This window comes from Marinobacter gudaonensis, assembly GCF_900115175.1.
GTDB lineage: Bacteria > Pseudomonadota > Gammaproteobacteria > Pseudomonadales > Oleiphilaceae > Marinobacter > Marinobacter gudaonensis.
In genome coordinates this window covers 1,136,093-1,157,078 of sequence record NZ_FOYV01000001.1, presented here as the reverse complement: position 1 = coordinate 1,157,078, position 20,986 = coordinate 1,136,093, and the positions used below count along the sequence as shown (strand labels likewise).

The 20,986-nt window shown below is 60.8% G+C and carries 20 protein-coding genes; 13 read left to right on the top strand and 7 right to left on the bottom strand.

What is annotated here, in order from left to right:
* Positions 1-30 precede the first annotated feature (30 nt).
* Positions 31-990 (top strand): flagellar motor protein MotB, encoded by a 960-nt coding sequence (gene motB / locus BM344_RS05255; protein ID WP_091986820.1) that lies wholly within the window; start codon positions 31-33, stop codon positions 988-990.
* 25 nt (positions 991-1,015) lie between these two features.
* Here the strand turns inward: motB and rsgA are convergent, their stop codons facing one another.
* Positions 1,016-2,071 (bottom strand): small ribosomal subunit biogenesis GTPase RsgA, encoded by a 1,056-nt coding sequence (gene rsgA / locus BM344_RS05250; protein WP_091986816.1) that lies wholly within the window; start codon positions 2,069-2,071, stop codon positions 1,016-1,018.
* 274 nt (positions 2,072-2,345) lie between these two features.
* On the opposite strand from rsgA, the gene orn reads away from it, so the two are divergent.
* Positions 2,346-2,888 (top strand): oligoribonuclease, encoded by a 543-nt coding sequence (orn, locus tag BM344_RS05245; protein WP_091986813.1) that lies wholly within the window; start codon positions 2,346-2,348, stop codon positions 2,886-2,888.
* On the opposite strand, the gene queG is transcribed toward orn, so the two are convergent.
* The gene (queG, locus tag BM344_RS05240) at positions 2,883-3,962 is read right to left on the bottom strand and encodes a tRNA epoxyqueuosine(34) reductase QueG (protein WP_091986810.1); all 1,080 of its coding nucleotides are present in this window, start codon (positions 3,960-3,962) and stop codon (positions 2,883-2,885) included. The two genes, orn and queG, sit on opposite strands and share 6 nt — an antisense overlap.
* A 160-nt stretch (positions 3,963-4,122) precedes the next feature.
* Here queG and BM344_RS05235 point away from each other — a divergent pair, with 160 nt between their 5' ends.
* The 11 genes from BM344_RS05235 to BM344_RS05185 all read left to right on the top strand — a co-directional run bounded on the left by BM344_RS05235 (position 4,123) and on the right by BM344_RS05185 (position 17,150).
* Entirely contained in the window at positions 4,123-5,676 is a 1,554-nt protein-coding gene (locus tag BM344_RS05235) for an NAD(P)H-hydrate dehydratase (protein ID WP_091986808.1), read from the top strand.
* 10 nt (positions 5,677-5,686) lie between these two features.
* Positions 5,687-6,184 (top strand): tRNA (adenosine(37)-N6)-threonylcarbamoyltransferase complex ATPase subunit type 1 TsaE, encoded by a 498-nt coding sequence (tsaE, locus tag BM344_RS05230; protein WP_091986805.1) that lies wholly within the window; start codon positions 5,687-5,689, stop codon positions 6,182-6,184.
* Positions 6,185-6,218: 34 nt separating this feature from the next.
* A complete protein-coding gene (locus tag BM344_RS05225) occupies positions 6,219-7,574 on the top strand; it encodes an N-acetylmuramoyl-L-alanine amidase (protein ID WP_228143556.1) in 1,356 nt (451 codons plus the stop codon).
* A gap of 20 nt (positions 7,575-7,594) precedes the next feature.
* Complete coding sequence (gene mutL, locus BM344_RS05220) at positions 7,595-9,505, top strand: DNA mismatch repair endonuclease MutL (RefSeq protein ID WP_091986802.1); 1,911 nt, start codon at positions 7,595-7,597, stop codon at positions 9,503-9,505.
* Between the two features lie 28 nt (positions 9,506-9,533).
* Positions 9,534-10,538, top strand: a complete 1,005-nt coding sequence (gene miaA, locus BM344_RS05215) for a tRNA (adenosine(37)-N6)-dimethylallyltransferase MiaA (RefSeq protein WP_091990824.1) — start codon at positions 9,534-9,536, stop codon at positions 10,536-10,538.
* 33 nt (positions 10,539-10,571) lie between these two features.
* Positions 10,572-10,823 (top strand): RNA chaperone Hfq, encoded by a 252-nt coding sequence (gene hfq, locus BM344_RS05210; protein ID WP_008170056.1) that lies wholly within the window; start codon positions 10,572-10,574, stop codon positions 10,821-10,823.
* Positions 10,824-10,941: 118 nt separating this feature from the next.
* Entirely contained in the window at positions 10,942-12,240 is a 1,299-nt protein-coding gene (gene hflX / locus BM344_RS05205) for a ribosome rescue GTPase HflX (RefSeq protein WP_091986800.1), read from the top strand.
* Between the two features lie 82 nt (positions 12,241-12,322).
* Positions 12,323-13,522, top strand: coding sequence for an FtsH protease activity modulator HflK (gene hflK / locus BM344_RS05200; protein WP_091986797.1), 1,200 nt, complete (start codon positions 12,323-12,325; stop codon positions 13,520-13,522).
* 2 nt (positions 13,523-13,524) lie between these two features.
* Complete coding sequence (hflC, locus tag BM344_RS05195; RefSeq protein WP_091986794.1) at positions 13,525-14,400, top strand: protease modulator HflC; 876 nt, start codon at positions 13,525-13,527, stop codon at positions 14,398-14,400.
* Positions 14,401-14,590: 190 nt separating this feature from the next.
* A complete protein-coding gene (locus BM344_RS05190) occupies positions 14,591-15,772 on the top strand; it encodes an ATP phosphoribosyltransferase regulatory subunit (RefSeq protein WP_091986791.1) in 1,182 nt (393 codons plus the stop codon).
* 82 nt (positions 15,773-15,854) lie between these two features.
* Complete coding sequence (locus tag BM344_RS05185; protein WP_091986789.1) at positions 15,855-17,150, top strand: adenylosuccinate synthase; 1,296 nt, start codon at positions 15,855-15,857, stop codon at positions 17,148-17,150.
* Between the two features lie 87 nt (positions 17,151-17,237).
* Here BM344_RS05185 and cmoB read toward each other — a convergent pair whose 3' ends face one another.
* The 5 genes from cmoB to BM344_RS05160 are packed head-to-tail and all read right to left on the bottom strand — an operon-like array spanning position 17,238 to position 20,856.
* Positions 17,238-18,230 carry a tRNA 5-methoxyuridine(34)/uridine 5-oxyacetic acid(34) synthase CmoB gene (cmoB, locus tag BM344_RS05180; RefSeq protein WP_091986786.1) on the bottom strand — a complete coding sequence of 331 codons (993 nt, stop codon included), beginning with the start codon at positions 18,228-18,230 and terminating at the stop codon, positions 17,238-17,240.
* Between the two features lie 2 nt (positions 18,231-18,232).
* Positions 18,233-19,012, bottom strand: a complete 780-nt coding sequence (cmoA, locus tag BM344_RS05175) for a carboxy-S-adenosyl-L-methionine synthase CmoA (protein WP_091986784.1) — start codon at positions 19,010-19,012, stop codon at positions 18,233-18,235.
* Complete coding sequence (locus tag BM344_RS05170) at positions 19,005-19,373, bottom strand: kinase (protein ID WP_091986781.1); 369 nt, start codon at positions 19,371-19,373, stop codon at positions 19,005-19,007. Before BM344_RS05170 ends, cmoA begins: the two co-directional genes overlap by 8 nt.
* Positions 19,374-19,405: 32 nt before the next feature.
* Positions 19,406-20,422, bottom strand: a complete 1,017-nt coding sequence (locus BM344_RS05165; protein WP_091986778.1) for a serine/threonine protein kinase — start codon at positions 20,420-20,422, stop codon at positions 19,406-19,408.
* Between the two features lie 11 nt (positions 20,423-20,433).
* Positions 20,434-20,856, bottom strand: a complete 423-nt coding sequence (locus tag BM344_RS05160) for a hypothetical protein (RefSeq protein WP_167363213.1) — start codon at positions 20,854-20,856, stop codon at positions 20,434-20,436.
* Between the last annotated feature and the right edge of the window lie 130 nt (positions 20,857-20,986).

The following is a 20,986-nucleotide window of genomic DNA, read 5'->3' as shown; positions in this document are numbered from 1 at the left end:
TCCGACCCATACTGATTCCGGAGCCGATTCGTGGAAGAGCAACCGATAATCATCAAGCGCAAGAAGAAAGTGGTCGGCGGCCATCATGGCGGCTCCTGGAAAGTTGCGTTTGCCGATTTCGCGACCGCCATGATGGCGTTCTTCCTGGTGCTCTGGCTCACAGCTACAGCGTCTCCGGAGCAGAAGCGGGCCGTTGAGGGGTATTTTCGCGACCCGGTTGGCTTTACGGAGGGCGGCTCACCGAACCCTGTGGATCTGGAGGGCAGTGCCTCGGTGGTCAAGGAAACCAGCACCGACATGGATCCCGATCAGATCCAGATTGAGGATCAGGTGGTGGATGAGCTGGCAGAAACCCTTGAGCAGCGTCGGATGGAGGAGCTATTTCAGGAGCTGAAAGAACGCATTGAACAGAATGAGACCCTGCAAGAGTTCAAGGACCAGTTGCTGATCGACATCACCGACGAAGGGCTGCGTATCCAGATCGTTGACCGGTCCGGCCGGCCGATGTTCGACAGTGGCCGGGCACAACTGAAGTACTACTCCCAGGACATCCTGTTCGAGTTGGCCAAAACGCTGGGTTCGGTCAGCAACAAACTCAGCATCACCGGCCACACTGACGCGACGCCTTTCGGCGGTCGTCCCGGCTACACCAACTGGGAACTCTCCGCCGATCGCGCTAACACGGCGAGGCGTGCCCTGGTTGCCGGCGGTGTTCGCCAGGAACAGATTGCCCGGGTGGTGGGCCTGAGTGATTCGGTACTGTTCGACAAGGAAGATCCCACGGCGCCAGTCAACCGTCGTATCTCCATTATTGTGCTGAACAAAAAGACGGTGGATGACATTCAGAGCAGCGCCGGCCAGGCTGACGAACCCCTGATTGACCTGACCCAACCCACCGAAGAAGAGCAGGAAGCCGCGCGTGAGCGCCTCGAGAGCGGCGAGTGGCTTCAGGAAAAACCGGAACCGGCGCCAGGTGAGCTGAACTGGTAGTCTGGGCGGGCAGCATGATAGGGGCTCAGTCCGCTTTCAGCCCCCGGGCCTGCTGCTCGGCCATATCCTGCAGAATCCGGTGAAAACTCTTCAGGCGCGCCTCGCTGATCTTTCCGGTCTGCGCCGCCGCATCGATCGCGCAACCGGGATCGCCCATGTGGCGGCAGTTGCGGAACCGACAGTGCCCAATCAGGTCCCGGATCTCCCGGAACCCGTATTCGATCTCCTGCGGGGTCATGTGCCACAGGCCGAACTCCCGGATGCCCGGTGAATCAATCAGCTCCCCGCCAATGGGAAGGTGGAACAGCTTGGCGGTCGTGGTGGTATGGACACCCTTGCCGGTGCTTTCCGAGACGGCGCCCACGCGAATGCTCTCATCCGGCATCAGTGTCTGAATGATGGACGACTTGCCTACCCCGGACTGGCCGACGAACACACAGGTCTGCTCCCGCACCAGACGCTCCACCTCCGGCGAAGGCCGGTCACCAGATTCGGCCGCGGACGTGCGCACCACCTCATAGCCCAGCGCCTCGTAACGCTCAAGCAGTGCGTCAATCGCCTGCCGGTTGCTATCGGTAATCAGATCAGTCTTGTTCAGCAGAATGACGGCAGGAATGTCGGTGATCTCGGAGGCCACCAGGTATCGGTCGATCAGGTTGTCGTGGGGCTCCGGTTCCGGCGCGATCACCAGAATGATGTGGTCAATGTTGGCTGCCACCGGCTTCAGGGCACCGAAGTTATCCGGGCGTTGCAACAGGTTTCGACGCTCCCCCCGGGCCACGATGACGCCGGACTCGTTCTTTCCTGGACGCCAGACAACGGTGTCGCCGGTAACCAGACTGTCGATATTGGCCCGCACGAAACACCGAACGACCTCACCGGTGTGCTCTCCCTCCAAAGCCTCCACATCCAGCTGTTGCCCGTAGTGGGCAATCACCAGCCCTTCCTGCTCCGGCCCCAGCTCACCGGCCTCGGCCTGTTCCTGAACCTTCTTCTCCCGCCGCGCCGCCCGGACCGCCCGTTCTTCCTGGACTTTCCGGATGCGGAATTGCTGCTGTTTGTTCAGTCGCCGTTTTGCCATGTATCGAGCGCGTACCGTGTTTGGGTTCGTGAGGTGTTACATCATACTTTAATCAGTCACAATACACAGACAAATCAGGGTGTCTGACAGGCTTAAAGCCTGTCGGCGGCTGACCCTCTCGTATATCTCCAATATTCGGGCGGGGGCGGGCAGGCCGTTCCGGGAATGTCGGCGGCCAGGGATGGCCGACGTCAAGCGCACAGGGATGTGCTCGTAGCGCTTCCCGGAACGGCCTGCCCGCCCCCGCAGACTCCACAAGTTGAAGGCTGGAAAAATGTCAGAAAACAACCACCTGGTATGGATCGATCTGGAAATGACCGGCCTGGATCCGGAAAAAGAACGGATCATCGAGATGGCCACCATCATCACCGATTCAGAGCTGAACATCGTGGCAGAAGGCCCCGTGATCGCCGTGCACCAGCCCGATAGCCTACTGGATGCCATGGACGAGTGGTGCACCCGAACCCACGGCGAGAGCGGGCTGACCAAGCGAGTCCGGGAAAGTGACATCTCAGAGGCCCAGGCCGAACAACAAACCCTCGAGTTCCTGAAAAAGTACGTCGGGAAAGGCCAGTCGCCCCTGTGCGGCAACAGCATCGGCCAGGACCGTCGCTTCCTCGTGAAATACATGCCCGAACTGGAAGACTACTTCCATTACCGGAACCTGGACGTCTCCACCATCAAGGAACTGGCCCGCCGCTGGCGTCCGGACGTGCTCAAGGGCGTTCAGAAAAAGGGCAGCCACCTGGCGCTGGATGATATCCGCGACTCCATCAACGAACTGCGCCACTATCGGCAGGAATTCTTCAAGCTATAGGCCGTGCTGCTTGAGGGCCCAACGCACATGTTCGCGGACCAATTCCGAAGGATGGTCTGTCCGTTGCTTCAGCGCCTCAATCACCGGGATGGTTGAGGGTGCGTTACCCAGCCCCACCGCCAGATTTCTCAGCCAGCCCTCATAGCCGGTGCGTCGGATGGCGGAGCCTTCCGTGCGCTTCAGAAATTGCTCCTCTGTCCACAGAAACAGCTCGGCCAGAGTGCTGTTGTCCAGCCCGTGGCGGGGCTGGAAATCCTTTTCCTCCGTAGGCTTGCTGAACTTCTGCCAGGGGCACACCAGTTGGCAGTCATCGCAGCCGAATACCCGGTTGCCCATCAGGGGCCGCAGTTCCTCCGGAATGCTGCCCCGAAACTCTATGGTGAGGTAACTGATACAGCGTCTGGCATCCAGCTTGTGGGGACCCACGAACGCATCGGTGGGGCACAGGTCCAGACAGGCGGAGCAGCTGCCACAGTGGTAAGTCTCGAATGGCGTGTCCGTTGGCAGGGGCGCACTGGTGAAAATCTCCCCCAGAAAGAAGAACGAGCCGGCTTTCGGATGAATCAGCATGTTGTTCTTACCAATCCAGCCCAGCCCGGCACGCTGGGCCAGCGCCCGCTCCAGTACCGGCGCACTGTCTACGAATGCCCGGTAGTCGAAGCCGCTCACGGCGGCATCAATTTTTGCGGCCAGTTGCGCCAACCGCTTGCGAATCAGTTTGTGGTAATCGCGCCCCAAGGCGTAGCGAGTCACATAGGCGGATTCCCGGTTAGTGAGCGCTCGTTTCGGGCTGTCCGGTGCCGGCAGATAGTCCATGCGAACCGAGATCACGCGACGGGTACCGGGCACCAGGGAGTCCGGTGTGTAGCGTTTGTCACCATGGTGCCCCATGTAATCCATGTCGCCCTGGTAGCCTTCGGCCAGCCAATCCTGCAAATGCCTGGCGTGCTCCCCGGTGTCCGGCGTGGTGATACCCACGTCGGCAAACCCCAGATCTCGCGCCCACTGCCGTATAAGTGCTGGCAAATCAGCGAGTTCGGGATGTGTTGTGTTGCTGGAAGCTGTGGCACTCATGATTCTGCCGATGGCGAGGGTGGTTGAGGAGCAAGTGCTCTTAAGTTCGGGTACAGATATTTAATTTGATTAAGTTATGACCTTTCCTCCTGTTTTGCTATGCTTTACAGGTATCTGGCCATTTTTCTTAAACCGGTTTCTGTAACGGGAGCAGGGCTGTATGCCGCCGTCTGAGCTTCACAGTTTACCAGACGCACTGTTTTCCGCCGATGGGGTGCGGCAAATTGACCGCTACGTCATCGAGCAGCAGGGCGTTGACGGCTTCGACCTTATGCAGTCAGCAGCCCATGCGGCTTTTCGCAGGCTCGTTCGCCACTGGCGTGACTGCGGCCGGGTTCTGGTGCTGTGTGGTGCAGGCAACAACGGCGGTGACGGTTACCTGGTTGCCGCCAATGCCCGGCGCCATGGCCTGGACGTGTCGTGTGTTGCCGTTGCGCCCACGGAAAAACTGTCGGGAGACGCCCGCAAGGCGTGGCAAAAGGCACTGGCCGATGGGGTCGATGTTGTCTCTCTGGGCGATTTGGATGAATCTGCCCTGGAAGCGCTGTTCGTGCAGGCTGGACTGATTGTTGACGCCATGCTGGGCACCGGCGTTTCCGGCGCGCCCCGGGCACCCTTTGCCGACCTGATCGACCGCTGCAACAACTCGCCGGCGCCGGTGTTGGCGGTGGACCTGCCATCCGGGTTGAATGCGACCACCGGCGCAGCGGATGGGCAGGTGATACGCGCTGCCATGACGGTGACTTTTATCGGTCTGAAAGCCGGGTTATTTACCGGCGAAGGCGTCGCCGCCGCTGGTGAAGTGGTATTTGAGGGCCTGGGTACGGAGTCTGCGTTACCGGTCAGCGGCCAGACACCGGTTGCCATGCGCCGGGACTGGGCCCGAATTCGCAATTGGCTGCCGCAACGCCCCGTCAACGCCCACAAGGGACGGTTTGGTCACGTGCTGGTGGTGGCGGGCGACCGGGGTTTCGGTGGCGCAGGATTGCTGGCGGCCGAGGCAGCACTTCGCTCAGGCGCTGGCCTGGTTTCGCTGGCTACTCGTCCGGAACATGTGACCGCAGCCTTGTCCAGATGCCCCTCGGTGATGGTGCACGGGCTGATTCATGGCTCGGAGTTGCCGCCGCTGCTGGACAGTGCCTCCGTGGTTGTTTGCGGCCCGGGTATCGGTCGAAGCGCGTGGGGGCAGCAGATGCTGGAACAGGTGATTGCCAGCGGCAAGAATCGGGTACTGGATGCCGACGCCCTGAATCTCTTGGCGGCGAGAGTTGCCGTACCGGCCGAGAACCAGGTTCTCACGCCCCATCCGGGTGAAGCGGCCCGGTTGCTCAACTGTTCGGTGCCGGAAGTGGAATCCGATCGGCTACGGGCCTGCAAGAAGCTGCAATCACTGTACGGAGGTACGGTGTTGCTGAAGGGGGCGGGAACCGTAGTTGCCTCGGGAAACGGTTCGGTGGATATTGTCAGCGGCAGCAATCCCGGAATGGCGACAGGCGGTATGGGCGATGTGTTGTCGGGAATTATTGGCGCCCTGTATGGCCAGCTTGGCGACCCGGTGCATTCTGCGGTGCTGGGAGCCGCCGCGCATCTTCGTGCCGCCAATGTGGCATCGGAAACCCGGGGATTCATGGGGCTGATACCGAACGATGTGATTGATCAGCTGCCGCGGGTTTACAGCGAGTCTGAACCGGGTCGGGAGCGGGAAGACGTATGAGAAAGGTTCCATGAGCGCTGCGGGCAACGAATGTCGTGTGTTTCTTGCCAATGAGGCCGAAACCGAGCGGCTCGGCCGCGAACTCGCAAACCGCGTGGCGGCGTCCGGGCGGGGCCTGGTGGTATACCTGGAAGGTGACCTGGGCATGGGTAAAACCACGCTGAGCCGGGGCGTAATGCGTGGCCTGGGGCATGAGGGGGCGGTCAAGAGCCCCACCTACACCCTGGTGGAGCCCTATGAAGACTTGAGGCCCGTGGCCTATCACTTTGACCTGTATCGTCTGGGTGATCCAGAAGAGCTGGAATACATGGGAATCCGGGATTATTTTGCCGGAGACAACCTGTGTCTGGTGGAGTGGCCAGACCGCGGCGAAGGGGTGTTGCCCGAGCCGGATCTGGCTTTGCAGCTGGAGTTGCAGGGACATGGGCGCACAGCGCTGATCACGGCCCACTCCGAGCGAGGCTTGAACGTACTTGAAGGACTGGAAAAGGTTGGCGCCGGTCGCTGACCGGGCTGCAATCTGTGAAGGGCAGGTAGGCTGTATGGCAATCAAAACAACCATCATTTTGCGGACGCTGGTTCTGGTGCTGGCCACGCTGGTTTCGCTGCCTCTTGTTGCCAGAACGCTGGTGGAAGGGGCACGGATATGGCCCGCTCCCGATCACACCCGGCTGGTGCTCGACACCGGTGGCGAGGTGGATCACAACATTTTCTCACTGTCCGGTCCCTCCCGATTGGTGATTGACCTCAAGAACACCAGCCTGAAAGCTGATTTTGCGGCTCTCGACCTGGAAGGCAGCCCCATCAAGCGGATTCGTAGCGCTCCACGTAACGGCAATGATCTACGGGTGGTGCTGGATCTGAAGTCCGACATCAAGCCGCGCAGCTTCCAGCTTGAGCCCAACCAGCAATACGGCCACCGGCTGGTGGTCGACCTCATTGATGAGGGGGGCAGTCGCATTGAAAAGGCGACCGCACCGACAGTCACGCAGGACTCCAGCGGCAAGCGCGATATCATTGTGGTTATCGATGCTGGCCATGGCGGTGAAGACCCGGGTGCCATCGGACCCAGGGGAACCCGCGAGAAAGATGTGGTGCTGAAGATGGCGAAAACCCTGGCAGATCTGATCAATCGGCAACCGGGTTACACCGCCAAGCTGACCCGTACCGGCGACTACTACATCGGCCTGCGTAACCGGACCATCCTGGCACGTAAATACAACGCCGACCTGTTCGTGTCGGTGCACGCGGATGCCTTCCGCACGCCCCAGCCCAAGGGGGCGTCGGTGTTTGCGCTTTCCCAGCGGGGGGCTACCAGTGAAACGGCCCGCTGGCTGGCCAACAGTGAAAACCGTTCCGATCTGATTGGTGGCGCTGGAGGCTTGTCCCTCGACGGCCGCGACGACACCCTGGCCGGTGTGCTGCTGGACTTGTCCATGACCGCCAGTATCAACGCCAGTCTGGGTGTCGGCAGCTCCGTGCTGGGCCAGCTCGGTGGCGTGGCCGAACTTCACAAACCCGGGGTGGAACAGGCCGCGTTTGCGGTGCTCAAGTCCCCGGATATTCCGTCGATCCTGGTCGAGGCGGGTTTTATTTCCAATCCCCAGGAAGAAAAGAACCTGTCCACCGAGTGGTATCGCACGCGACTGGCCAAGGCGATCATGGGTGGAATTGATGATTACTTCCAGAAAACGCCGCCCCCCGGCACCTTGCTGGCCTGGCAGAAGCAGAATGGTCAGAGTGGCGGTGGTGTCAGTCACTACCGGATCCAGCGGGGTGACACCCTCTCCGGCGTGGCCCGGAAAAATCAGACAACTGTGAGCGAGCTGATGCAGTTTAACGACCTTCGGGACGACCGTGTTATGGTAGGGCAAACCATTCGTATCCCCGCGTCCTGATCAAGAGGTTTTTCCGCAACATGCCCTCCATTCGATTGCTGTCACCACGGCTCGCGAACCAGATTGCCGCGGGCGAGGTGGTGGAGCGACCTGCGTCTGTCGTCAAGGAACTGGTTGAGAACGCCCTGGATGCCGGTGCCGGCCGGGTCGATGTCGAGATCGAACAGGGCGGCGTGAAACTGATTCGGGTCCGTGACGACGGCAGCGGTATCGCCGAAGACGATCTGCCCCTGGCGCTCAGCCGCCACGCCACCAGCAAGATAGCCAGTCTGGATGACCTTGAGGCCGTGGCGTCTCTGGGGTTTCGGGGTGAGGCCCTGGCCAGTATCAGCTCGGTTTCCAGGCTCACGCTCACTTCGAGAACAGAAGCCCAGGAAGCGGCGTCGCGGGTGGAAGTGGAAGGTCGGGAAATGGACGCGCGGATATCGCCCGCTGCCCATCCGGTCGGCACCACAGTGGAAGTCCGTGACCTGTTCTTCAATACTCCTGCGCGGCGAAAGTTCCTGCGTACCGAGAAAACCGAATTCAACCATGTGGAAGAGTGCTTGCGACGGCAGGCCCTGAGTCGTTTCGATGCCGGATTTACCCTTCGCCACAACCAGCGCGTGGTACAGAGTTTGCGGCCTGCGGAATCGCCGCTGGACCGCGAGCGGCGGATCGGATCCCTGTGTGGCCAGCAATTCATCGATAACGCCGTGGTGATCGACGCCGAGGCAACCGGGCTCAGGCTCTGGGGGTGGGTGGCCCTGCCGACCTTTTCCCGCAGCCAGGCGGACCTGCAATATTTCTTTGTCAATGGCCGCGTGATCCGGGACCGGTTGGTGGCCCACGCCGTGCGCCAGGCGTATCGAGACGTGCTTTACAACAACCGGCACCCGGCGTTTGTGCTTTACCTGGAGGTGGATCCCGCGACGGTCGACGTCAACGTTCACCCCACCAAGCACGAAGTCCGCTTCCGCGATGGCCGTCTGGTGCATGATTTCATCTTCAGGACATTGCATAAGGCACTGGCAGACGTTCGCCCGGATGATCATTTTCGAGGCGCCGTTGCCCAGTCTTTCGGGCGCGAGGCTGCCGTCGACTCACCGCAGGCCATGCCCGCAACAGGCGCCCCTGCCGGCGCGTCCTGGAACGGACAACCGGACGTGGGTGACTATCGTGCGTCGACAGAAGCTGGTAACGGGTATGGTCGCCACCAACAGGCGCAACAGGAATGGCGCGCCAGTGATCAGATGGCGTTCTACCAGTCGCTGAACGCCGGTGGTGGCAGCGAGGCTCAGCAGGCTATGCCGGTAAGCGAGAACGCGGTTGCGCCCATGCCGACACCGCCGGCAGACAGCGATCAGGAGCCCCCGCTGGGTTACGCGATTGCCCAGCTGCACGGGATTTACATCCTGGCCCAGGGCCGTGCCGGCCTGATCGTGGTGGACATGCACGCGGCCCATGAGCGAATCACCTACGAGCGCATGAAGCGGGCGCTGGCCGAACAGGATCTGAAGAGCCAGCCTCTGCTCGTGCCCATTTCCCTGGCCGTCAGCCAGAAAGAAGCCGCGCTTACCGAGAGCCATGGTGAAGAGCTGCAAAAGCTTGGTCTGCAGATCGAGCGTATCGGGCCGGAAACCCTGGCGGTGCGCCAGGTTCCTGCGTTGCTGCGCGGTGCCGACACCGAGCAACTGGTAAGGGATGTGCTGGCGGACCTGATCGAACATGGCCAGAGCGACCGGGTGGAGGCCGTCACACACGAGCTCCTGGGCACGATGGCTTGCCACGGGTCGGTACGCGCCAACCGGCAGCTCACCATCCCGGAAATGAATTCGTTACTCCGCGACATGGAGGCGACCGAGCGCAGTGGCCAGTGCAACCACGGCCGGCCAACGTGGACCCTGGTAACCCTGTCCGAACTGGACAAACTGTTCCTGCGGGGTCGCTGAGGTGGCCCTGCCCCCCGCCATTTTTCTGATGGGGCCGACGGCGTCCGGAAAAACCGATCTCGCCGTGGCGCTTTGCGAGCGTTTGCCCTGCGACATCATCAGTGTGGATTCGGCGATGATTTATCGGGGCATGGATATCGGTACTGCCAAGCCCAGTCCCGAAGAGTTGTCACGGGCGCCGCACCGGCTCATCGACATCTGTGATCCGGCCGAAACCTATTCAGCTGCGGATTTTCGCCGGGACGCCCTGGCGGCCATGGCTGAGATTACCGCGGCGGGCCGAATTCCGCTGCTGGTCGGTGGCACCATGATGTACTTCAAGGCGCTGTTGCACGGCATGTCAGGGTTGCCCGCGGCCAGTCCGGAGCTGCGCAGGACGCTTGAGCAAGAGGCCGAGACCCGGGGGTGGGAGGCGCTGCACCGCGAGCTGAACGCCCATGATCCGGTAGCGGCGGAGAGGATTCATCCCAACAATCGGCAGCGGTTGTTGCGGGCTCTTGAGGTGTGGCGCCTCACCGGAAAGGCCATCTCGGAATTCTGGCAAGCCGAATCGGGAACGGAGCGGCAGGTAGCCAGCGCGCAGCGGGGTAGCGATATTGAGGATTACACCTATTTCACCCGCTGGCAGGCAGACGAAACACCTTCGCTTCCGTATACTGTTGTGCAGCTTGCCATCGTGCCGCCAGACCGGCGAGTGCTTCATGAGCGAATTCGCCAGCGGTTTCTGAATATGCTGGAAGCGGGTTTTCTTGACGAAGTGCGGGCACTGATGCTCAGGGAAGACTTGCACCCTGAACTCCCTTCAATGCGCTGTGTCGGTTATCGCCAGGCCTGGAGCTATTTGTCCGGGGAAGACGATTATCAGACCTTTGTCAGCAAGGGAGTGGCAGCAACCCGCCAACTGGCCAAGCGGCAGTTGACCTGGTTGCGGAAGTGGTCGGATGTGGACTGGTTGGACAGCAGTGACGAACTTGTCACTGAGGCCGCCTTGAAAAAAATCCGACTTCGCACCACATTTAATTTTGAATTATGACGATCTGCATTTACTAAAAACAGGAGAAAACACATGTCAAAAGGGCATTCGTTACAAGACCCTTACCTCAACGCCTTGCGCAAGGAACGCATTCCGGTCTCTATCTTTCTGGTCAATGGTATCAAGCTTCAGGGCCAGATTGAGTCTTTCGACCAGTTCGTGATTTTGCTGAAAAATACTGTCAGCCAGATGGTCTACAAGCACGCCATTTCCACTGTGGTACCTGCACGTAATGTTCGCATTCCTCAGCAGGCGCCGGGAGGAGAGGGCGAGTCTGAAGACTGAGTCTCCCGGCTTTCCGGCCTTACCACCCGCGTTCCGGAAGACCCTGCAAGGGGTCCGACGGCCGCGGGTGTTTGTTTTTATACCCTTGTTAATTCGATTGTTCCGGAGTTGATGCCAATTGTTTGAACGTCCAGATGTCGGCGAGCGCGCCATCCTTGTCCACATCGATTTCACCGACCACGATGGGTCGGAAGATCCCGGCGAGTTCCGGGAACTGGTCACTTCCGCGGGGGTGGATCCGGTCGGTACCGTTACCGGCTCCCGCAAGCAGCCAAGCCCCCGGTTCTTTGTGGGCGAAGGCAAGCTGGAGGAAGTGCGGGACGCTGTCGCGGCTCACGAGGCCGATGTGGTGCTTTTCAATCACGCATTGAGCCCCCGGCAGGAGCGCAATATCGAACAGGAGCTCAAGTGCCGTGTACTTGATCGCACCGGCGTAATCCTGGATATCTTTGCCCAGCGCGCCCGAACCCACGAGGGCAAGCTGCAGGTAGAGCTGGCCCAGCTGGAACATATGTCCACGCGCCTGGTTCGGGGCTGGACCCACCTGGAGCGTCAAAAGGGCGGCATTGGGCTTCGGGGTCCGGGTGAAACCCAGCTTGAGACGGACCGCCGCTTGCTGAGAGAGCGCATAAAGTCCATTCACAAGCGCCTGGAGAAAGTTCGCAAGCAGCGTAATCAGGGCCGACGGGCGCGACAGCGAGCGGACATCCCAACGGTGTCCCTCGTGGGTTACACCAACGCCGGCAAATCGACGCTGTTCAACCGTATTACCACCTCCTCCGTATATGCTGCAGACCAGCTGTTTGCGACCCTGGACCCAACGCTACGGCGACTGGAACTTCCGGATATCGGGCCGGTCGTAATGGCCGATACCGTGGGCTTCATCCGGCATCTGCCACACAAGCTTGTGGAAGCGTTCCGGGCGACACTGGAGGAAACCACCGAAGCCACCCTGCTGCTGCACATTATCGACAGCCATGATGAACGTCGTGACGAGAACATGGAGCAGGTGGAAGAAGTACTGGCGGAAATTGGCGCCGACGGCATACCGGTACTGCAGGTGTTCAACAAGATCGACCTGCTGGAGAATTTTACACCCCGGGTAGAGCGCAACGAGGACGGCATACCGGTGCGGGCCTGGGTTTCGGCGGTTACCGGTGAAGGTCTTGATGGCCTCTATGACGCCATCGTCGAGCGCCTGGCCGAGGACGTGGTGCATCACTTTGTGTTGCTCGGGCCAGCGGATGGCAAGTTGCGGGCGCTGTTGCACGAGGCCGGCTCGGTGCTCAGTGAAGAGCACCGCGACACCGGCGATTCAGTCCTGGAGGTTCGCCTGCAGAATCGCGACTGGTTGCAGCTGTTAAGCCGGGCCGGCGTGAAGGAAGGCGCAGTTCGGCTGGATACCCGACCTGCCTGAAACGGGTGAGCTATTGCCGGGGCGGTCATAAATCCCTAGTATTTGCAGCCATTCTATCTATAAGTCAGTAACGGAGAGCACTATGGCCTGGAACGAACCGGGTGGAAACCGTAACGACAATGATCCCTGGGGAACCGGTGGTGGTCGGCGCGGCAATGATCAGGGTCCGCCAGACCTCGACGAAGCATTGAAAAAAGGTCTGGACAAGCTCAACAAGATGTTGGGTGGCAAAGGCGGTAAATCCGGCGGTAGCGGCAGTGGCGGCGGAAGCGCCGGTGGCTTCGGTGCCATCCTCGCTTTGGCGGGCATTCTGGTGGCCGGCTATATCGTGTTCCAGTCCTTCTATACCGTGGACGAGCAGGAACGGGCGGTGGTGTTGCGTTTCGGTGAGTACCACACGACTGAGAACCCGGGTCTGAGGTTCAAGGTGCCGCTGATCGACAGCGTTTCCAAGGTGCGGGTCACCAACGTCCGGACAGCGGAATCCAGCGGCCAGATGCTGACCCAGGATGAAAACCTGGTTACCGTGGATTTGCAGGTTCAGTATCGTGTCAGCAATGCTCGTGATTACGTGCTCAACGTGCGTGATTCCAACCAGGCGCTTGCGTTTGCAACCGACAGTGCGCTCCGCCACGAAGTGGGCAGCGCCACGCTCGATGCGGTGCTGACCGAAGGCCGGGTTGAGCTGGCGGTCAACGTGGAGCAGCGTCTCCAGAATTTCCTCAAGCAGTACGGAGCCGGCCTCGAGGTCGTACGGGTGAACGTCGAGAGTACCCAGCCGCCCCAGGCCGTACAGGATGCCTTCCGTGAAGTACAGCGTGCCCGTGAAGACGAGCAGCGCTTGAAGGAAGAGGCGGAAACCTACCGCAACAAGGTGGTGCCGGAGGCCCGAGGTCAGGCCCAGCGCATGATTGAAGAAGCAGCGGCCTACAAGGCCCAGGTGGTTGAGCGTGCCAACGGTGAAACTGCCCGGTACCTGGACCTGCTGGCCGTTTACGAAGGCTCGCCCGAGGTTACTCGCAACCGGATGTACCTACAGGCGATGGAAAACGTGCTTGCCAGCTCCAGCAAAGTTCTGGTGGATACCAAGTCCGGCAATAACATGATGTACCTTCCGCTGGATCGTCTGACCCGCTCCAGTGCGGGTGCCGCTGCCGGCCGCAATGAAAGCGCTGGCGATGCAGGCAGTATGACCGGGCAGGTGGATCTGCAATCCCTCACCGACCAGGTCATGCGGGAGCTTCGCAACCGTCAGTCGACTAACTCCAGAGTAGGGAGATAATCATGGGTCCCAAAAGCATTATCGGTCTCGCTGGCACCCTCATCATTCTGTTGCTGGTTTCGTCGAGCGTATACATTATCCCGGAAACCCATCGCGGCGTTTTGCTTCGGTTTGGTGAGCTGATAGAGACCAACATCCCGGCAGGGTTGCATTTCAAGGTCCCGGTGATCGACGAAGTGCGCAAGTTCGACGTGCGGGTTCTGACCATGGATCTGCCAGCGCGACAGTACCTGACCGTCGAGAAAAAGCCGCTTGATGTGGATTCCTACATCGCGTGGCAGATTGCCGACGTTGATACCTTCTACCGGGCCACAGGTGGCGACGAATTCCGCGCCCAGGATCTTTTGCTGTCGCGGGTAGACAACGGCCTGCGTAACGAGTTTGGTGTGCGCACCATGCACGAGGTCGTGTCCGGCCAGCGGGATGAACTGATGGCCAAGCTGAAAGATCTGGTCAATCAGACGTCGGTCAGCGAATTCGGTATCCGGGTGCTGGACATCCGGGTAAAGGCCATCGAGTTGCCCGAGCAGGTGCGTGACAACGTCTACCGCCGCATGGCGACCGAGCGGGAGAAACTGGCCCAGGAATACCGTTCGCGGGGTCGTGAGCTGGCCGAAGGTATTCGCGCCGATGCCGACCGCCAGAGAACGGTGATCCTGGCCGAAGCTTTCTCGCAGTCCGAAAAACTGCGCGGTGAGGGTGACGGTCAAGCTGCCCAGATCTACGCGGACGCCTACAGCCAGGACAGCGAGTTCTTCAGCTTCTATCGGAGTCTGGCGGCCTACCAGAACTCGTTCGCCAACAAGGACGACATCATGGTGATCGACTCCGAAGGCGAATTCATGAAGTACCTGCGGGATCCCCAAGGCGCGAAATAAACGCCCTTCGTGAGGCCAATAAAACCGGAATACCCTCGTATTCCGGTTTTTTTGTGCCCGCCAACCGTGTAAAATTCTGGCGGTTTTGTGCCGGGTTTTTGGCCCGGTGACGCCTTAAATCCTGTGTGATCCCTCTTTGTCAGTGCTGGGCCATCAGCGCTGGTGCGGATAAAACGGACAACGGAATCTCATGACAGTATCTGATCGCTGGTTACTGCCGGACGGGGTAGAGGATATTCTGCCGCCGCTGGCCGGACGGATCGAATCCCTGCGCCGGGATGTAATGGATACCTGCCAGCGCTGGGGCTATCAGCTGGTCATCCCGCCGCTTATCGAATACCTCGAATCCCTGTTTACCGGCACCGGCAACGATCTGGAACTGCAGACGTTCAAGCTGACCGACCAGCTGACCGGCCGGATGATGGGTGTAAGGGCAGACATGACGCCGCAGGCTGCGCGCATCGATGCCCATACTCTTGCGGAAGAGGGTATCACCCGCCTTTGTTACGCCGGCCACGTGCTGCATACTCGCCCCCGCCATATGCTGACCGGCCGCACGCCGATCCAGGCAGGTTGCGAGTTGTTTGGCAGTGCGTCCGAAGCCGCCGACATGGAAGTTATACGGTTGATGCTGGAGAGCCTGAGGGTGGCAGGACTGCCCAGGGTGCATCTTGATCTGGCCCACGTTTCCATCTACGAGAGTCTTATCGGCGACGCGAATTTTGATCGCGACACGGAAGCCGCGATTTTCGACGCCATGGCGCGCAAGTCGGTGCCCGAGCTCGACCAGCTGCTGGGTGACTGCAAGCCAGGTTCTGCCGGCGCCCGCCTGCGGGAGCTGGCCCGGGTGAGTGGTGGACCGGAAGCGCTCAGCGACGCCCGCCGCATTCTCGAGGGTGGCTCCGATAGCCTGGATGCGGCCCTGGAGCAACTCGGGCGGGTCTCCGACATGCTGGCGAGGGAGTACCCTGAGATCGGTTTCGGCTTCGATTTTTGTGAGCTTCGGGGCTACAACTACCACACCGGCCTGGTGTTTGCGGCCTACGTTCCTGGCCATGGCGACGCGGTTGCCAAGGGTGGCCGCTACGATGCCATTGGCAGCGACTTCGGGCGGGCTCGGCCAGCGACCGGCTTCAGCCTGGATATCCGGGCGCTGGTGTCCCTGGGCGAGCGTGTTAGCAGCCGACACGGTGCCGTTTGGGCGCCGGCCGATGACGATCCCGCCCTGGACGGCGTGATTGCCGGCCTGAGAATGACAGAAACCGTTGTCCGTGCGTTACCGGAGGACAAGGACACCGATCCGGCGCTCAAGGGTTGCGACCGGAAACTGGTGAAACAGGGCGGCCAGTGGGTCGTGCAGAAGCTGGGCTGATCCCTGCGGGGCTTCGGTGAATCCATTTACAGGAAAACTTGCGAAACGCCTGCCCGCCGGGCAGCCGCATTGAGAGAGAATCATGGGTAAAAACGTTGTTGTGCTGGGCACCCAGTGGGGTGATGAAGGCAAGGGTAAGATTGTGGACCTGCTGACCGACAAGGTCGCTGCCGTGGTGCGTTTCCAGGGCGGGCACAATGCCGGTCACACCCTGGTCATTGACGGCAAGAAAACGGCGCTTCACCTGATCCCTTCCGGAATTCTGCGCCAGCATGTGTACTGCCTGATCGGCAACGGCGTGGTATTGTCGCCGGAGGCACTGCTCAAGGAAGTTCGCCAGTTGGAAGCCAACGACGTGGCCGTGCGGGATCGCCTGCGCATCAGCCTCGCATGCCCGATCATTTTGCGCACCCACGTTCGCATTGACCAGGCCCGGGAAAAGGCCCGCGGCGTGGACAAGATCGGCACCACCGGTCGTGGTATCGGCCCGGCTTACGAAGACAAGGTCTCTCGCCGCGGTCTGCGTCTGGGTGACCTGTGCAATCCGGCGGATTTCGAAGCCAAGCTGCGCGAGATCATGACCTACCACAACTTCATCCTGACCGAGTATTACAAGGAAGAGCCGGAGGACATCGACGCGGCCCTGGAAGAGCTTAAGCAGATGGGTGATGAGATCCTGCCCATGGCGGCGGACGTGACCGACATGCTGCACGATTTCCGCAAGCGCGGCGAGAATATCCTGTTCGAGGGTGCCCAGGGCTCCCTGCTGGACATCGACCTGGGCACCTATCCCTACGTGACCTCCTCCAACACGACTGCTGGCGGCACCGCCACTGGTTCCGGTTTTGGTCCGCTGTTCCTGGATTACGTGCTGGGCATCACCAAGGCCTACACCACCCGCGTCGGTTCCGGCCCGTTCCCGACCGAGCTGTTCGACGACATGGGTAAACACCTGGCCGTTAAAGGCAACGAAGTGGGCACCACCACCGGCCGTGCCCGTCGCTGTGGCTGGTTTGATGCCGTGGCCCTGCGTCACGCCATCCAGATCAACAGCGTGTCCGGTATCTGCCTGACCAAGCTGGACGTGCTGGATGGCCTGGAGACGGTGAAGGTGTGCGTAGGTTACAAGACCCCGAACGGCGAGATCTTCCGTCCGCCCATCGGCTGCGACAGCTACAAGGACATCGAGCCGGTGTACGAGGAACTGCCCGGCTGGAGCGAAAGCACCGTGGGTCTGACCAGCATCGACCAGTTGCCGGAGAACGCCAAGGCGTACATCCGCTTCCTCGAGGAGCAGATTGAGGCACCCATTGATGTAATTTCTACCGGCCCCGACCGCATTGAAACCATCACATTGCGACATCCGTTCGGCGATTGATCGCCACGGCTTCAAATGAACCGCCCTGCCGAAAGGCACGGCGGTTTTTTTTGTAGCTTTACCGAATTGGTGTTCAGATTGACCGAATCAGGGTTTTTCGGCAATCACTGTGGCGCGGAGCGGGCCGGGATAGCCCTCCACGGTACGCGTGGGATCGTTCGGGTCCAGGAAATCCTGCAGGGAGTTGAAGCGCATCCAGTCCGTCGTACGCTGTTCATCGGTGGTGGTGGCGGTTACGTCCACCACCCGGGCATTGCGGAAACCGGTACGGTCAAGCCAGCGCAGCAAGGTGTCGCAGCTGGGCAGGAACCACACGTTGCGCATCTGGCCATAGCGATCCTCAGGCATCAGGCTGAAGCCTTCCGGGCCTTCGACCACCAGTGTTTCCAGCACCAGCTCGCCGCCACGTCTGAGCGTGCCCTTAAGCTCGAGCAGGTGATCCAGCGGCGATCGGCGGTGATAGAGCACGCCCATGGAGAAGGTGGTGTCGAAGGCTTCCAGATCCGCTGGCATGTCTTCCATCCGGATCGGCAGGAGGTCCACCGGCACGTCGCCGAGGTAATCTTTGACGCTCAGGAACTGGAACAGGAACAGTAGTCCCGGGTCGATGCCGATCACCCGGCCAGCGCCTTCGCCAAACATGCGCCAGCAGTGATAGCCGGAGCCGCAGCCAACGTCCAGTATCCGTCGCCCGGACAGGTTGGACAGGTAGGGAGCCACCCGATCCCATTTCCAGTCCGAACGCCACTCGGTATCAATGTGCGTGCCGAAGAAATCGAATGGACCCTTACGCCAGGGCATGAGGCCTCGCAGACCCTGTTCCAGCTGGTTTTGCTCTTCCGCTGTCAGCGGACGCGGGCTGGTCAGGGTGAGGGCGGATCGGTCGAGGTGGGCGCTCACATTGGCGAGCGCGGGCAGCCGATCCAGTGCCGCCTGCCAGCGTGGCAGGTCACCGTGGGGTTGATCATCAAAACGCCGTATCAGCTGAGCCTGCAGCGTCTCGGCCCAGGCGCCGAGGCCGTCGGCGACCAGGGTGTCGAGCAGCGGGTCGAAGCGGTTGCGCCAGTTGAACTCCGTCATGGTTATTCGCTGTCGGTCGGGCCGGCCTTTAGTGCCAGCATGGAAACGAAATTAAAACACTGATACCACACCAGAACCTGGTCGAAGCCAGCGGCCAACAGACGCGAGCGATGAGCCTCGAGAGTTTCCGGAATCAGCACCTGTTCGATGGCCGTGCGTTTCTGGCTGATTTCCAGGTCCGAGTAACCGTTGGCCCGTTTGAATTCGTGGTGCAGTCGGGTCTGGATGGACTGTTCTGCGTCGGATTCGAAGCGGATTTTCTCGGAGAGAATCAGCACACCGCCCGGGCGCGTCGCCTCGGCGATCCGGCTCAGCAGGCCGGCGCGCTTTCCAGGGTCGACAAACTGCAGGGTGAAATTCAGGGTGGTGACCGACGCGTCCATCAGCTCCGTGTCCAGAATGTCCTCACAGCGCAGGTGTACCGGCAGCGGGCTGTCGTCCAGGGCTATGTAATGTTCGCAGCGCTCGATCATGGCACTGGAATTGTCCACGCCCACCAGGGTGCAATCCGTGTGGCGGATGCCGTGGCGCATGGCCAGGGTGGAGGCACCCAGGGAACAGCCCAGGTCATAACAATGCGAACCAGGCTGTGCATACTGCTCGGTGATCACCTCAATCATAGGGATGACAGTGGTGTAGCCGGGTACCGAGCGCCGGATCATGTCCGGGAATACACGGGCCACGGACGCGTCAAACCGGAAATCCTCGGGTTTGCGTTCGGTGGCGAAAAGCCGGTCGGTGAGCTGTTCCAGTGGGCTGTGGGGCTTGCGCGATTCACTCATTGCGGGCGCTGGCCTCCGGCTGATCCGGCACCGCGGGTGCCGTGGGCGCGGGCCGACGGCAGCGAACCCCACGATTCTTGTAATCCACCAGGATGCCGCGGAAAGACGGGTCCACGTCGGCGGCGATGGCCAGGTACCCGTTCTCGCATACAGCGTGCAGCTCCGAGGCTTTTGGTGACATGCGGAAGGTCTCGCCTTCGGTCACGTGAATGGCCGTGAAGTCGCCCACTGGCACATGGTCCTTGTTGTCGGAATGGTCGATCCTGCCGCTCATTTCCAGCACCGTAACCGTGCCGATTACGGCCACCAGTGCCGTAATAATCAGGCTGCGAACAGTGTAGCGGGCCTCGCTCTGGCTCATGCCTACCTCGTTTCAGAAAAATGTGTGTGAACTCAGTACTGGCCGGGCACCGAAATGGCCGGCGACTGCAGGGCGGAAAGCTGTTCCCGCAGCGAGAGAATCTGATCGGACCAGAACCGGGGCTGGGCAAACCAGGGGAAAAAGCGTGGGAAGGCCGGGTCGTCCCACCGTTTGGCCAGCCAGGCGCAATGGGCGATCTGGCGATAGCAGCGCAGCGGTTCGATCAGGTGGCGCTCCCGCCGATTGAACTCCCGGAACATCTCGTAGCCTTCGAGCAGCTCCCCCAGTTGGGCGCCACGCTCCTGGTCGTCGCCATTGAGCAGCAGCCACATGTCCTGGATGGCGGGGCCGGTGCGGCAATCGTCCAGATCCACAAACAGCATCTGTTCTTCCCGACACAGAATGTTGCCGGCATGGCAGTCGCCGTGCAGACGGAGTGTCTCTACCGGCCCGGCTTCATCAATCCGGGCCGCGCACAGCGAGTGCAAATCCGGGATCAGGCTGTCCCAGGCGGGCCGCAGGTCTGCCGGAATCCAGTCGCCCTCCAGCAGAATCCGGTTGCTTTCAAGCAATCCCTCAAGCGGCGAGATCAGTGACCGGTGCCGGAACGGCTCGCGGGCACCGATGTTGTGAATCTGGCCAAGCCACTGTCCCAGTCGGTAAAGGGTATCAGTCACACTGGTGTCGGGTGCCTGGCCGCCACGCTGGGGGAACACTGCAAACCGGAACTCGCCGTGTCGACCAAGCGTGCGGCCGGACGCCAGCTCCAACGGGGCTGCCACCGGAATGTCCGCGTCCAGCAGTTCCAGGGTGAAGGCGTGCTCCTCACGGATGGCTTCCTCACTCCAGCGGCCCGGCCGGTAGAACTTGGCAATGACCGGCGAACCCTCGTCCAGCCCTACCTGATACACGCGATTTTCGTAGCTGTTCAGGGCAAACAGCCGCCCGCTGACAGCAAATCCGGCATCCTCCATGGCATCCAGGATGACATCCGGAGTGAGGGCGTCGTAGGGGTGGCGTGAGGCAGCCAGTGCCGGGTCGTCAATCATAGGTTGGCGTATCAGAGCCTTGTGTCGTATTTGGATTTCATGGACTGCAAGTGGTACCAATTTTCATCCAGCTCCCAGCGGATGCGCTCGATCCCGGAAGCGCCCAGAACCACGTCGCCAGCACGGGCCTGCACCTGGGCTAACTCGCGCTCGGCGCGTTGCCAGTCGCGGTGGCTGTCGCCCAGGTTACGCATGCTCGGAAACACTGCTGCCAGAGCCTCATGGGTCGACGTGGTGTGTGACCGCAGCGAGCTCATGATGGCGGTGTCGCCTTCAACCCGCAGAACCCGGTGTTTGTAGGGGTAACTGGACACCACGTCGTCGGCCTTCAGCCGCTCGTTGAGGCTGATCACCTCAAAACCACGCCAGCCCAGCCAGCCGACGAACAAGGCGGCGACCACCATTACCAGAACAAACTGCTTCCTGTCAGACATCATTACCCGGGCTCCATGCACTGCGTACCGGCGCCAATTATAACCGGTATGACTGCCCGAGTAATCTGCCCGACCCACGCACGCCGGTTTTCGCGGCAATTGAAAGATACGGTAAGCTTATCGCGCAGAA

Coding starts and splice junctions, on each gene's coding strand:
- mutL (WP_091986802.1), top strand. CDS start 7,595: ATGCCCTCCATTCGATTGCTGTCACCACGGCTCGCGAACCAGATTGCC.
- hflK (WP_091986797.1), top strand. CDS start 12,323: ATGGCCTGGAACGAACCGGGTGGAAACCGTAACGACAATGATCCCTGG.
- BM344_RS05170 (WP_091986781.1), bottom strand. CDS start 19,373: ATGAGCCAGAGCGAGGCCCGCTACACTGTTCGCAGCCTGATTATTACG.
- rsgA (WP_091986816.1), bottom strand. CDS start 2,071: ATGGCAAAACGGCGACTGAACAAACAGCAGCAATTCCGCATCCGGAAA.
- BM344_RS05160 (WP_167363213.1), bottom strand. CDS start 20,856: ATGTCTGACAGGAAGCAGTTTGTTCTGGTAATGGTGGTCGCCGCCTTG.
- hflC (WP_091986794.1), top strand. CDS start 13,525: ATGGGTCCCAAAAGCATTATCGGTCTCGCTGGCACCCTCATCATTCTG.
- cmoA (WP_091986784.1), bottom strand. CDS start 19,012: ATGAGTGAATCGCGCAAGCCCCACAGCCCACTGGAACAGCTCACCGAC.
- queG (WP_091986810.1), bottom strand. CDS start 3,962: ATGAGTGCCACAGCTTCCAGCAACACAACACATCCCGAACTCGCTGAT.
- hfq (WP_008170056.1), top strand. CDS start 10,572: ATGTCAAAAGGGCATTCGTTACAAGACCCTTACCTCAACGCCTTGCGC.
- BM344_RS05185 (WP_091986789.1), top strand. CDS start 15,855: ATGGGTAAAAACGTTGTTGTGCTGGGCACCCAGTGGGGTGATGAAGGC.
- orn (WP_091986813.1), top strand. CDS start 2,346: ATGTCAGAAAACAACCACCTGGTATGGATCGATCTGGAAATGACCGGC.
- cmoB (WP_091986786.1), bottom strand. CDS start 18,230: ATGACGGAGTTCAACTGGCGCAACCGCTTCGACCCGCTGCTCGACACC.
- BM344_RS05235 (WP_091986808.1), top strand. CDS start 4,123: ATGCCGCCGTCTGAGCTTCACAGTTTACCAGACGCACTGTTTTCCGCC.
- BM344_RS05190 (WP_091986791.1), top strand. CDS start 14,591: ATGACAGTATCTGATCGCTGGTTACTGCCGGACGGGGTAGAGGATATT.
- miaA (WP_091990824.1), top strand. CDS start 9,534: ATGGGGCCGACGGCGTCCGGAAAAACCGATCTCGCCGTGGCGCTTTGC.
- BM344_RS05225 (WP_228143556.1), top strand. CDS start 6,219: ATGGCAATCAAAACAACCATCATTTTGCGGACGCTGGTTCTGGTGCTG.
- tsaE (WP_091986805.1), top strand. CDS start 5,687: ATGAGCGCTGCGGGCAACGAATGTCGTGTGTTTCTTGCCAATGAGGCC.
- BM344_RS05165 (WP_091986778.1), bottom strand. CDS start 20,422: ATGATTGACGACCCGGCACTGGCTGCCTCACGCCACCCCTACGACGCC.